Source organism: Varibaculum vaginae, assembly GCF_900604285.1.
Taxonomy (GTDB): domain Bacteria; phylum Actinomycetota; class Actinomycetes; order Actinomycetales; family Actinomycetaceae; genus Varibaculum; species Varibaculum vaginae.
Genome location: NZ_UWNY01000002.1, coordinates 130,598 through 143,163, shown reverse-complemented (window position 1 = coordinate 143,163; position 12,566 = coordinate 130,598). Strand labels below are relative to the sequence as shown.

Genomic DNA, 12,566 nt, shown 5'->3' with positions numbered 1-12,566 from the left:
TAGCTCACCGCCACCACTAGGCATCGAAATCATCGGCAACTGCTCGCAACAGCTGAGCGATCTTCGCACCGTTATCCGGGTAGCGTCCACGCCGCAAATGCCCGGAGGAGGCGTCCAATAATTTAATCAGGTCTTCGACTACCGGCACCATAGCTTTAGGTTTACGTCGCAAATTTTTCGCTACCGAGGGCGTACGTTGCAATATCTGCACCGATAGGGCTTGGGGGCCACGGCGAGAGTCGGCTACTGAGAACTCTACGCGGGTTCCCGGAGTAGGAGGTTTAGTGTCAGCAGGCAGCACGCTGGCATGTAAAAATACCTGCGAGCCGTCCTCTGCGGTGATAAACCCGAACCCTTTGTCGGCATCAAACCACTTAACTTTTCCCGTTGGCACTGAAATCTCCCTACTTTTTCTTAATCTAGGTTACATGAAGCAACATGCAACCCACTTCTTTGCATATGATAATGCAAAGTGGGGATTTAATCTGCTCCGGACTAGCCTCATTAGTTAGGGAGAAACTTAAGTGAGAGTCTTTAAAAAAGCCGGTTTACTGGCAATAGTGCTTCTAACTGCGCTTTTTGCCAGTTTCATAGTTGCGGGAAATGTTGCTTACGCCGAGGATCCACCTAAAATTTCCAATCATCTTTATGATCCTGGAAATAAAATGGGATCACAGGCAAATAAAGTAAAAGAGCGTCTAGCATCTTTAGACCGCTCTGGCCTGCATGTTTACGTGGCATTCCCATCAGAATACTCCAATGACACCGTCAGTAACTGGAACTTGATGGCATTACAAAAGTCAGGTGCTCCCCAAGGCTCTTATATGCTCTCCATAGTAGCTGACAACCCTAATCAGACCATGTATTTAGCCTCTGCAGATAATGCCGCGAAACTCTCTCAAGAGGAATTGTCCGCAATCGCTTCTGACAAAATGGTGCCCTTACTCAATCAACAAAAATATCCCGATGCAGTGTTAGCTTATCTAGATGCGCTCTCAGCGAAAGCACCGGAAATGGGTTTGGGATTAGCGGTAGCCCCTTGGGCGATGATCGCTTTCCTGGTTGCCCTGATTTTAGTGATCATAGTGCTTTCCCGGATGCTTAAAGCACGCCGTAAAGCTAAGGAGCGAGCCGAAGGAAAGGAACAAACGGACGCTTTGATCTCCCCGGCTACCTCCGGTTCAGTTTCAGAGACGACGCCGGCTCCGGAGACGCAGGCTACCCAGACTTCTTCTGCCTTAGCTGCCCCTGAGGCAGAAAATTGCGAGGAAAATGAGCGAGCCAGTAAACAGAATTTCGGATTTAAGTTTGGAGGCCAGAATCATACTAAAGTCTCTGTCAGTGATTCACAGACAACGCAATCAGCTTCCTCCCCGGCTCCTCTAAAGCACGAAACAGTTACCGCTGCAACTTCACCTGCTCCGGTTGTAGATATTCCTTCGGCAGCGCCCCAAACACCCGAGGTCAGTACCCCTAGTTCCACGCGGGCAGTTCCTTCTCAGCCCCTAAGTGCAGCTGCCACTTTCCAGCCGCAACCGGGCAAAGTTCCTTCGCTTGCCGAGTTAGATCAGATTGCTTTGGCACGAACCAAGGCTGCTTCGCAGGGGCTTTCCCCGGCTCCCCACACTGATCGCAACACTGCACAATCCCCGCAGGTTTCGCGGGAGCCAGTGCTCCAGGAAACGCAATCCCATCCCCAAGACCAGACTTTTAAGGTGCAGACACCTAAACAGCAGTCACTGTCACAATCACCGCAGCAAATACAACAGTTCCAACTGCCCCTACCAGCAGTGCAAGCACCAGCTTCATCTCCTCTAGCTACTACCGCCGCTCCTGCGGCTCCTATCGCAGTACAACCCTCGCATTCTCCACAGATGTCCGCACCCCAGCCTCATAATTCTGTCTTGCATCCGGGTGCAACTACCTACCTGCCGCCGCAAGCCAATGACGATGACACTCAGGTTACTTCTGCCTCACAGATTAAGCATTATGGGCAAGAGCGTCGTGACGAGATTGCCCGCGCGAAAGCCCACGCGCAGGCAGTTAACCGTTTCCGTCAAGAACAGGCAAAGAAACCTACTTCGCCTGTTCCGCAACAGCCTGCCAGCTCTCACCCGGGCGCAAGCCTCCCGGTGACTAGCTCCAGCCCCATTCCGCAGGTGGTGACGCCGGCTGCCTACCCCATATCCGGGAAAGTGCTCACACCTCCCCTTACCGAGCAGGACGGCTCCCCTATTTCACCCGTTGCGCCTGCTAAACCGGAGCCTGTCAGTTTGTCCTCCCGACCGCAAACCCCGCCCCCTACTCAGCAAACAGCGGCTCGTGGGGTCGCACCGACAATGCATCAGCCCTCTCAGCCCGCTGCACAACCAGCACTGCCCCCACAAGAGACTACCCCGGTTAAAACGCAGATAGCAGCGCAGGCAATTCCCCCGCTCTCTCCCCAGATAGCAACCCCATCCCCGCGCCTCGAAAAATCACATCCTCTCCGGCAGCCACAGTCCGCCGCGCTCTCTAGTTCTAAACCAACGTCTAATCTGCCGAAAGTTCCCCAAGAAAATCCGCAGGTGGAGCCCCGAACTTTAGCAGAGACAGGCGAACGCCCGGCGGCAGCCGGCGGGCAACTAGACTTTACAAAAGTTCTGCGACAGGCCGATTCCTGGACGCGCAAAGGTTCCAGCAAACTAGCCTTAGCGCAGGAGCGTTTCGGCAAGATCGTTACCCAGCCCTTCGCTTTAGCGCTAGTTCGCGCGCAAGATGCTGTCCGCGCAGCATTTGCAGAGTTTGCTACCGCCCAACTGCAATCTCGCCCTATTGATCAGCAGATTGTAGCCGGAAATCTGCCCGCTCCTTTGCGGGAACTACGCGATCAGATTACCCACTTTACGAATCTGTATCATCAGCAGACTCCGCTGCCAGATATCACCCGCAATTTTGAACGACAAATTATTGAATGTCGGGAAGACCTGGTTAGATGCCGTTTGATCGTGGAAAGAATTCAAAGTGAGGATCCCCAAAAGGCCACTCGCATAGGTGAAGATGTCATGGGGGCACATAAGCTATTGGCACGAGCTCAGAACTTGCTGGAAGAAGCGCAAACAATGGATCGTGCAGGACGCGAAAATGAGGTGCTAAAAGCTACTGTACGCACCGAAAATCTTTTATTACAAGGGCATAAAATCGCACGTCAAGCTCGCGCAGAAGAAGCCGCTATCCGCGTGGCAGAGAAAGCCACTCGGGCTTTGACCTTCGAAGAAAAGGTTGAGCCACTTAGTGAACAGGTCGCAATTCTAATGGCGGCTGTCGATGACTATATCGGGGTACACACCACTCAGGTTGGGGTAGCGGGACGTACCATGCTTGACCTGGCAAATCGGACTTTAACCCGACTTGACCGTCCAGGCAGTCTCGACACTCAAGAAGCTTTGCGACTCTTACAACGGGCAAAACAGCAAACTGAGCAAGCATTGCGCTTGGCCGAAAACGATGTCGCTAAACGTTCATAGTTGAAACAGGAGGGTTCGTTACCAGGCAGGGTAGGTTCCCGTTAGGCACTCTGCCGTACCTAAACTTGGGCAATCACTGGTATCCGCCACTGGCTCTATTCCCTTATCGCGACAGCTGGCTAGTGAAGCTAAGCTGCCGCCTGGATCTTTGCGTTTAATAATGCCAGCCCTATTAAGGATAGCTAGCCGGGCTACCCCCGCTTACATCTGAGCTAATCATAAAAGAAGCTGCTCAGTAGCAGTAACGATAGACACTCCCGCAAGTAGACATGCGAATCCTAAGGTTAACCGGTACTCGCATACCCGACGAGTGAGAATGGGACCGAGCATCCCTCCCACCATGGAAGAAAGCGCGAACACTGCCACCACCAGCAGTTCAATATTTAGAGTCACACCTATTCGTGCCAGTAGCGAAGCGGCACAAGAAATCACCATTATTAATAGTGAGGTAGCCGCGGCTTGCCGCATATTTAGATTCAGAAAAATCACCAAGGCAGGTACTACTGCAAATCCGCCGCCAACCCCAAAAAATCCCGTCAAGAAACCGGTAATCAGAGCGGCTAGCACCCATTTAGTTAGCGAGTTTTGCTGTTTTAAATTATTTGCGTTTACCTGCGCGGCAGATTCAGGGAAAGCCGTAGCCTCCGGGTTAGTTTTTTGCCGCGAAGACTCCACGACATCTTCCTGCAGTATTTTTCGGATCCTGGCTTGATACAGGTTCCTGGCCGCCACCCCTTGCCGGGCCATCACGACCGCGACCACCCCGGCTAACACTGCAAAGAGCAGCATTAAGTAGTGAGCGGAAGTGAGCAGATTCAGGTACGACCCCCCGACAGATCCGAGAGCACTAAATAAACCAAACAGCACACCCTTACCCCAGCGCACATTGCCAGTAAGCGCATGGGGAACGAGAGAAACCAAAGCAGTGAGCCCCACAATAATCAGGGAGACTGCCGCTGCCTCATGGGGAGGAAAATGCAGCATGTACACCAGAACCGGGATAAATAGCATTCCCCCACCCGCGCCCAGCGCCCCCACTATCAGGCCGATTGACAACCCGATAGCAGCGGCGAGGAATAGGAACATGGCTATTTAGCTTTGTCGTATTCTTGCAGTGAGCACACCCCATAGGTGCGATCACGCGTAGCCTCAATCGCCTGTACTGCCGCCTGGAACTGAGAAATGGTGGTGACAATCGGTTTATCAGCGGCAGTGGTGGCGGTTCGGATTTCATAACCGTCCGCCCTCGCGCCGGAAGTGCCAGGAGTGTTGATTACCATATCAATTAACCCAGCACGAATCATATCCACCACCGTTTGTTCCCCATCTGGACCCGGCCCTTGGCTGGCTTTGCGCACCTCGGTAACCGGAATCCCGTAGCGCCGCAGCAAAGCCGCAGTTCCCGCAGTTGCCATAATCGAGAATCCCAGGTCAAATAACCGGGATACCGGCAAAGCTAAGGCGCGTTTATCCTGGTCAGACACCGACACGAATACAGTTCCTTTGGAGGGGAGATTCCCATAGGCCGCGGTCTGGCTCTTGGCGAATGCGGTGGGGAAATCGCGATCGTAACCCATTACTTCCCCGGTAGAGCGCATTTCAGGACCAAGAACCGTGTCCACGATCCGGCCATCCTTGTCCCGGAAACGTTTAAAGGGAAGCACCGCTTCTTTAACCGCAATCGGTCGTCCGGGAGTGGCAAAGTCGGAATCAGCTGCCGGCAGGTAGCCGCGTTCTTTTAGCTCTGCAATTGAAGACCCCATCATCACCAAGGCAGCCGCCCGCGCCAACGGCACTCCGGTAGCTTTAGCGACGAAGGGTACCGTCCGAGAAGCCCGCGGGTTGGCCTCAATCACGTACAACACCCCGCTTACCAGAGCGTATTGGATATTGATGAGGCCGCGTACCCCTACTCCCGCTGCGATTTTCTCGGTGGAGGTGCGAATATGGGCAATAATCGCGTCCGAAAGCGTTATCGGCGGTAGTACGCAGGAAGAATCCCCAGAGTGAATCCCAGCTTCCTCAATATGCTCCATTACCCCACCCAGGAACAGTTCCTGGCCATCATAGAGGGCGTCTACGTCAATCTCGATCGCATCGTCAAGGAACCGGTCAATCAGTAACGGTCCAGTCATCACCGTGGGGTCAGACAGGTTATAGCGATGTAGGTAAGAGTCGAGTTCTTCTGCGGAATAGAGAATCTCCATTCCTCGCCCTCCCAGCACAAAGGATGGACGTACCAAAACCGGATACCCGACTTTTTCTGCCTGTTCGAAGGCTTGCTCAGCGTTGGTTGCCGTTCCATGAGCCGGCGAAGGTAGTCCTGCCTCATCCAGCACCCGGCCAAAGAGCTCACGATCTTCCGCCGCATCAATTGCGCTCGGCGGAGTACCTACAATCGGCACCCCGGCAGCTTTCAGACGGGACGCTAAAGATAGCGGAGTTTGCCCACCGAGCTGCACAATCATCCCCGCGACCGGACCGGCCTTGCATTCGGCCTCATAAATTTCCATTACGTGCTCAAAAGTAAGCGGCTCGAAATACAGGCGCGAAGAAATATCGTAGTCCGTAGATACCGTTTCCGGGTTGCAGTTAACCATCACGGTGTCATAGTCAGATTGCAGTTCCTGGGTGGCATGCACACAGGAATAATCGAACTCGATCCCCTGCCCAATCCGATTCGGCCCAGATCCTAAAATAATCACCGCCGGACGCTTACGCGGTTTAACTTCGCTGGTCAAGTCATATGTGGAGTAATAGTAGGGGGTTTGGGCAGGGAATTCTCCGGCGCAGGTGTCCACTGTCTTATAGACCGGGCGAATCCCGAAAGCCTTGCGAACTTCGCGCACTACCTCATCGGATACGGAGCGAATCTGCCCAATCTGTAGATCGGAGAAACCATGACGTTTCGCTTCTACCAGTAGCTGCGGGGTAAGCGCTTCTGCTACCCGAATTTCCTCCGCTACCTCGTTCAGCAAGAAGAGTTGATCTAGGAACCAGCGGTCAATTTTCGTGGCCGCATAGAGTTCCTCTAGGGTAGCGCCCGCTCTAATCGCGTCCATCACTTGAATCAGACGCTTCTCTGTAGGTATCTTTACCTGCTCTAATAATTCTTCTTTTGAGGATGCAAGCGGGGTATCCCAACGGAAGTAGGTGCCGGCTTTATCCAGAGAAATTAAGGCTTTTTGTAGCGCTTCGGTAAAGTTGCGCCCCAGCGCCATCGCCTCGCCTACTGATTTCATGGCGGTAGTCAGCGTGGGGTCAGCCGCCGGGAACTTTTCGAAAGCAAACCGCGGCACTTTGACTACCACATAGTCCAAAGTGGGCTCGAAAGAGGCCGGAGTCGAACCGGTAATATCGTTGGGAATCTCGTCCAGAGTGTAGCCCAGAGCCAGTTTTGCGGCCAGCTTCGCAATCGGGAAACCGGTAGCTTTCGACGCCAGCGCGGAGGAGCGAGAAACCCGCGGGTTCATCTCAATGACTACTACCCGGCCGGTATCCGGATGCACCGCGAACTGGATGTTACAGCCGCCAGTATCTACCCCTACTTCCCGGATCACGTTAATCCCAATATCGCGCAGATTCTGCAGCTCCCGGTCAGTTAGAGTGAGCGCCGGCGCCACCGTAATTGAATCGCCGGTATGTACCCCTACCGGGTCAACATTTTCGATAGAGCACACCACGACCACGTTATCGGCCTTGTCACGCATCAGCTCCAGTTCGTATTCTTTCCAGCCCAGAATGGATTCTTCCAGCAACACCTCGGAGGTTATGGAATCAGCCATGCCTCCCCCGGCTATGCGGATCAGATCCTGCTCGTTATAGGCAATCCCAGACCCCATGCCGCCCATAGTGAAGGAAGGACGTACTACCAGTGGATATCCCAATTGTTCGGCAGCTGCCCGGCAGTCAGCCAGGTTGTGGGCGATAAAGGAACGTGCCACTTCGGCGCCGCAGCGGTGTACTACCTTTTTGAATTCCTCGCGATCTTCACCGGCGTTAATCGCCTGAGCACTGGCTCCGATCAGCTCCACCTGGTATTTTTCCAAGGTACCATCTTGGGACAGGGCAATTGCAGTGTTCAGCGCGGTCTGTCCACCCAAGGTAGGCAATAGGGCATCTGGACGTTCCTTTGCAATAATTGACGCCACCACCTGCGGGGTTATCGGCTCAATGTAGGTAGCGTCCGCCATCTGGGCGTCAGTCATAATGGTTGCTGGGTTAGAGTTAACCAAAATAACTCGCAGGCCTTCCGCTTTGAGCACGCGGCAGGCCTGGCTCCCGGAATAGTCGAATTCGCAGGCCTGGCCGATTTGGATCGGCCCGGAACCAATAACTAGGACAGATTTAAGATCAGTTCTGCGTGGCATGTTTTTCCTTTGTTTCCTGCATGATTCTTAGGAACTTATCAAATAGATATTGGGCGTCGTGGGGACCGGCCGCTGCCTCGGGGTGATACTGCACGCTGAAAGCCGGCAGATCCAGGGCGCGCAAGCCTTCTACTACCCCATCGTTTAGCGCTAAATGGGAAACCTCTACCCGCCCGTAGCGTCCCCCATCAAAGGGAGCTACCGAAGGATGTTCCGCCGGGGCATCCACCGCGAAACCATGGTTATGCGCGGTAATCTGCACTTTCCCACTTTCACGGTCTACCACCGGCTGATTTACCCCACGGTGACCGTAGGCAAGTTTATAGGTGCCATACCCCAGGGCACGCCCCAGAATTTGGTTACCGAAACAAATCCCGAAAAAGGGAATACCTGCGTCCAGCACCGCCCTCGCCAATGCCACTTCATGGTCTGCTGAAGCCGGGTCGCCGGGCCCGTTAGAGAAGAACACTCCATTGGGGTTAACCGACATAATTTCTGAAAAGCTTGATTGCTGCGGGAACACATGCACCTGGATCCCACGCAGCGCCATTTGCTCGGGAGTACGCGCTTTGATTCCTAAATCCAGAGCGGCTACCACTGCTAACGGCTCTTTGCCCTCATATTCGCCAGCTGGCTCCACCACGTATTTTTCGGGGGTACTCACGTCAGCTGCGAGCGCTGCGCCCGCCATCACCGGCTGATCGCGCACCACCGAAACTAATAGGTCACGAGTGGCCTGATCTAGATAAGCGGCACCCGCCGGAAGCGCATCTCCAGAAAAGATACCGCCGCGCATCGCCCCGGCTTCCCGCAAATGCAAGGTGAGGGCACGAGTGTCTACTTCGCGGATTCCTACTACCTCCTGGGATTTCAGCAGGTCTTCCAGGTCTCCGGTAGCACGCCAGTTGGAGGCACGCCGAGCAGCATCGCGGATCACATATCCAGCTACCCAGACCCGTCCCGACTCAGGATCCGTTTCGTTTACGCCGGTATTTCCAATATGGGGAGCGGTTTGGATAACTATCTGGCGATGATATGACGGGTCGGTCAAAGTTTCCTGATAACCGGTCATCCCAGTCGCGAAAACCACTTCCCCCAAGGCGCGCCCTCGCTTGCCCCAGGCTTTACCTTTCGCGATAAACCCGTCCTCCAGCACGATTAAGGCCAGATCTGAGGAGGCCTGCTGCATAAGAACTTCTCCTTATCTATGCTTCACCCAAGGGTAAAGGCATATAGAAAAAAATTGCCCGCACCAAGGGGGCGCGAGCAAATAGGTAAGAGTTTCACTGCCCCTAATCATAGCGTAAGCGAGCGCTCCAGCGTGATTTTTGTTCATTGCTCTCCTCCCTACTGTCAAAGCACTTTTATTGGGAGGGAAGATTTCTCCCTGGAGGGTCATTCTTTCCCCAGAGGGCTATTCGGTTCTGGAGGGTGATTATGTCGCTCAGGTTCCTGGGGACTAACTAAGGAATAGCAGTAAGTAACAAGGCATTAAAAAAATAGGGAGCCTTGAGGACAATCCGGGCTCATGCCCTAAAATCCCCAAGGCTCCCTTGATAACTAGCTAGTGACCGAAAAGCAGGAATGCGGAGACAAACCTCAACTTCTGGGCACGCGCCGCGTTCCAGCTCCGGCTGAGTTATTGCTTTAAGCCTTGCTCTAGTTAGCTAAAACAAGTTACTTCATCTTGGTGCCCACCGAGCCCAGACGTTCACACGCCTCGACTACGCGTGCCGCCATACCGGTTTCGGCAGCCTTGCCCCAAGAACGAGGATCGTACTGCTTCTTAATTCCGACTTCGCCGTCTACCTTCAGTACACCCTCGTAGTTCTTGTACATCCAGTCAGCAATCGGACGAGTGAAGGCATACTGGGTGTCGGTGTCTACGTTCATCTTGATAACACCGTTCCTTACCGCAGTGGCGATTTCTTCGGCGGTAGAGCCAGAACCACCGTGCATTACCAGGTCGAACGGACGATCGCCCTTGCCGTACTTTGCGCCGACAGCTTCCTGAATTTCACCCAGAATTTCCGGACGCAGTTTCACGTGTCCCGGCTTGTAGGCACCGTGAACGTTACCGAAGGTCAATGCGGTCAGGTAACGTCCCTTTTCCCCGAAGCCCAGAGCCTCAGCGGTCTTCATGCCGTCCTCAGGGGTCGTGTAGAGCTTCTCGTTAATCTCGCCGACGATGCCATCTTCTTCGCCGCCAACAACGCCAATCTCAACCTCGAGGATGGTGTTGGCTTTAACCGAGAGATCCAGCAGTTCCTGAGCAATTTCCAGGTTTTCTTTTAGCGGAACGGAGGAGCCATCCCACATGTGAGACTGGAAGAACGGAAGGCGACCAGCCTTGACCTCTTCGGCCTCTAGTTCCATTAGAGGACGAATCCAGGAATCAATGTTCTGCTTGGCGCAGTGGTCAGTGTGCAAAGCGACGGTAACCGGGTAGTTCTTGGCGATCTCCCGCGCATAGGCGGCCAATGCCAGAGAACCGGCTACCCGATCTTTAACGGTAGAGCCCGACCAGTATTCGGCTCCACCTACCGAAACCTGGATGATCCCATCGGATTCGGCCTCGGCAAAACCACGAATCGCCGCAGTTAGCGTCTGGGAAGAAGTAACGTTAATCGCAGGATAGGCGAACTTGCCATCTTTTGCGCGATCTAGCATTTCGTTATAAACATCAGGGGTTGCAATAGCCACAGGGGCCCTCCTTTAAGATAGACTTCTTACATTTTTCATTCTCTCACAAGGTCTAGCTCACTGCAGGGTCTTGCGTCCCACATCGTTGTCGCTCATATCTCATTTGCCGACTGCATTTTCTCCTCTTATATCTACCGCCAACTCAAGAATCAAATACTTTTCATTCGATTTCTGTTTTTCTCTTATATATCAGCTAGCAATCGTGATTCCTATGGACACACGATTGCTAGAGATGAGGATGGAAGGTAAGAGACTATTTGCGGAACCAACAGTATTGACCAGGTTAAAATGGCAACGCAAAACGGTCTAGAAGCCAAGGTTCGCGCAGTGGCTGCATCTAGTGCGGTAGCAATAAAACTGCTAAAACAGCAAAATGACGATGCACTTTATAGAGCAAACAGCGGTAGCGCCACCATAACCTTGCGTCATCATTTAAAGACCAGCACTTACTGCATTGAACCGCGCTAAAAACTAAGAAACGTTACCAGGTACATCCCACGAGGAACCAGAACGTAATCGGCCTTAAGGTCAGCGGGAATTGGCGGGAGACAAAATTACGCCAGTTCCCCCGGTAGCTACACCCATAAAAACATCACTTGGCTTGGTCATGATGCTGTATCACCCACGCCCACATTGCTACTGCCGCGGCAGCTCCTACGTTTATGGAGCGGGTCGAGCCATACTGGGTAATCTCGTAAACCGCCGCGCATTCAGCCAGCATTTCCGGGCTTAAACCATTGGCTTCGGATCCGAAAACTAGGCAGCATTCCGACGGTAAAACCGCATCCTCTAACGGTCGAGAACCTTCGACATTGTCTATCCCAATGAGAGTAATTCCCGCGCCCCGCGCCCAATGGGCGAAAGAGTCCGTATCGGGGAAATGATCTACGTGTTGGTAGCGATCAGTTACCATTGCTCCCCGCTTATTCCAGCGATGCGCCCCCACAATATGCACCGAGTTAGCACCAAAAGCATTGGCTGAACGCACGATTGACCCGATATTGAAATCATGGTCTAGGTTTTCGATTGCCACATGGAAGGGAAAACGCTCACTATCAAGGAAGTCCCGAATAGCATCTCGACGCCAATAGCGGAAACGATCCTCTACATTGCGGCGGTCGCCTTCGGCAAGCAGCTGCGGATCCCAATGCTCTCCCTCTGGCCAATGGTCTGCCCCTCCTGGCCATGGACCGACTCCGTTCCCCATCGGCTTAGGCTTTAAACCGGTCGCGCTGCAAATATCCGGTAAAACGGCAAACCAGGGAGCGGGGAGCCTTCCAGGTCAAAAAATCTATAACTTTATAGATTACAGAAGGTACCGAAACTATTTTTCCGCGCGAAAGATCATTCAAGGCCTGTTCAACTACGTATTCCGGGGTTAGCCGGGCGATGGTAGGTACGTCCTCGATCTTGGTAGTGATTTTGTTGAAGAAACCGGTATCGGTAGTTCCCGGTTTTAGCGCCATTACCAGTACCCCGCTGCCTCGCAGTTCCTCTGCGAGCGCACAAGTAAAGATCTCTACCCAGGTTTTATGGGCTGCGTAAGTTCCCATGGCAGTTCCAGACGCTACCGAGGAAACATTCAAAATCGCACCCCGCCCCCGCCTACGCATCCGAGAGGCAGCGGTTTGCGAAAGTAGCATGACCGCCCGCACCATCACGTTTAACCCGCGTACCTGTTTAGAGGCAGAACCATCCACGAAATCTTCCGCCAGAGCAAATCCGGCATTATTAACCAGTAGGGAAATCGGACGCGTCTCCGCAGCCAGGCGACGTGCCACCGCCTTTAGCCCTGGTTGAGTGGCTAAATCTGCAGTCAACACCTCGCAGGTGACCCCGTAGAAGTCTTCAATTCGTTGTGCCTGTTCCAGCAAAAGGTTTTCCCGTCGTGCCACCATCACCACATTGTGTCCACGCCCGGCCAGTTGGTTACAAAACTCTAGTCCCAGGCCACTGGAGGCTCCGGTTACTAAAACCCATGACATCT

Annotated in this window: 9 protein-coding genes; 2 read left to right on the top strand and 7 right to left on the bottom strand. The window is 53.4% G+C overall.

Annotated elements, in window-relative coordinates; translation table 11 throughout:
- Positions 1-16 precede the first annotated feature (16 nt).
- Positions 17-394 (bottom strand): cold-shock protein, encoded by a 378-nt coding sequence (locus EFB02_RS06495; RefSeq protein ID WP_122820789.1) that lies wholly within the window; start codon positions 392-394, stop codon positions 17-19.
- A 130-nt stretch (positions 395-524) separates the two neighbouring features.
- On the opposite strand from EFB02_RS06495, the gene EFB02_RS06490 reads away from it, so the two are divergent.
- The gene (locus EFB02_RS06490; protein ID WP_122820788.1) at positions 525-3,506 is read left to right on the top strand and encodes a hypothetical protein; all 2,982 of its coding nucleotides are present in this window, start codon (positions 525-527) and stop codon (positions 3,504-3,506) included.
- A gap of 216 nt (positions 3,507-3,722) precedes the next feature.
- Here EFB02_RS06490 and EFB02_RS06485 read toward each other — a convergent pair whose 3' ends face one another.
- The 4 genes from EFB02_RS06485 to fbaA all read right to left on the bottom strand — a co-directional run bounded on the left by EFB02_RS06485 (position 3,723) and on the right by fbaA (position 10,579).
- Positions 3,723-4,592 (bottom strand): sulfite exporter TauE/SafE family protein, encoded by an 870-nt coding sequence (locus tag EFB02_RS06485; RefSeq protein ID WP_122820787.1) that lies wholly within the window; start codon positions 4,590-4,592, stop codon positions 3,723-3,725.
- A 2-nt stretch (positions 4,593-4,594) separates the two neighbouring features.
- Positions 4,595-7,876, bottom strand: coding sequence for a carbamoyl-phosphate synthase large subunit (gene carB / locus EFB02_RS06480; protein WP_122820786.1), 3,282 nt, complete (start codon positions 7,874-7,876; stop codon positions 4,595-4,597).
- Positions 7,860-9,065 carry a glutamine-hydrolyzing carbamoyl-phosphate synthase small subunit gene (carA, locus tag EFB02_RS06475; RefSeq protein WP_122820785.1) on the bottom strand — a complete coding sequence of 402 codons (1,206 nt, stop codon included), beginning with the start codon at positions 9,063-9,065 and terminating at the stop codon, positions 7,860-7,862. Before carA ends, carB begins: the two co-directional genes overlap by 17 nt.
- Before the next feature lie 488 nt (positions 9,066-9,553).
- Positions 9,554-10,579: a class II fructose-bisphosphate aldolase gene (gene fbaA / locus EFB02_RS06470; protein ID WP_122820784.1), complete on the bottom strand. Its 1,026-nt coding sequence runs from the start codon at positions 10,577-10,579 to the stop codon at positions 9,554-9,556.
- Positions 10,580-10,867: 288 nt separating this feature from the next.
- Between fbaA and EFB02_RS06465 the strand changes: the two genes are divergently transcribed.
- Positions 10,868-11,047 (top strand): hypothetical protein, encoded by a 180-nt coding sequence (locus EFB02_RS06465; RefSeq protein ID WP_122820783.1) that lies wholly within the window; start codon positions 10,868-10,870, stop codon positions 11,045-11,047.
- Positions 11,048-11,171: 124 nt separating this feature from the next.
- Here EFB02_RS06465 and EFB02_RS06460 read toward each other — a convergent pair whose 3' ends face one another.
- Together EFB02_RS06460 and EFB02_RS06455 are read right to left on the bottom strand one after the other, a co-directional pair.
- On the bottom strand, positions 11,172-11,786 hold the full coding sequence (locus tag EFB02_RS06460) for a TrmH family RNA methyltransferase (RefSeq protein ID WP_122820782.1): 615 nt from the start codon (positions 11,784-11,786) through the stop codon (positions 11,172-11,174).
- A gap of 4 nt (positions 11,787-11,790) precedes the next feature.
- Positions 11,791-12,564 (bottom strand): SDR family NAD(P)-dependent oxidoreductase, encoded by a 774-nt coding sequence (locus EFB02_RS06455; RefSeq protein WP_122820781.1) that lies wholly within the window; start codon positions 12,562-12,564, stop codon positions 11,791-11,793.
- Positions 12,565-12,566: the final 2 nt, after the last annotated feature.

Coding starts and splice junctions, on each gene's coding strand:
- carA (WP_122820785.1), bottom strand. CDS start 9,065: ATGCAGCAGGCCTCCTCAGATCTGGCCTTAATCGTGCTGGAGGACGGG.
- EFB02_RS06455 (WP_122820781.1), bottom strand. CDS start 12,564: ATGTCATGGGTTTTAGTAACCGGAGCCTCCAGTGGCCTGGGACTAGAG.
- EFB02_RS06460 (WP_122820782.1), bottom strand. CDS start 11,786: ATGGGGAACGGAGTCGGTCCATGGCCAGGAGGGGCAGACCATTGGCCA.
- EFB02_RS06465 (WP_122820783.1), top strand. CDS start 10,868: ATGGCAACGCAAAACGGTCTAGAAGCCAAGGTTCGCGCAGTGGCTGCA.
- carB (WP_122820786.1), bottom strand. CDS start 7,876: ATGCCACGCAGAACTGATCTTAAATCTGTCCTAGTTATTGGTTCCGGG.
- EFB02_RS06485 (WP_122820787.1), bottom strand. CDS start 4,592: ATGTTCCTATTCCTCGCCGCTGCTATCGGGTTGTCAATCGGCCTGATA.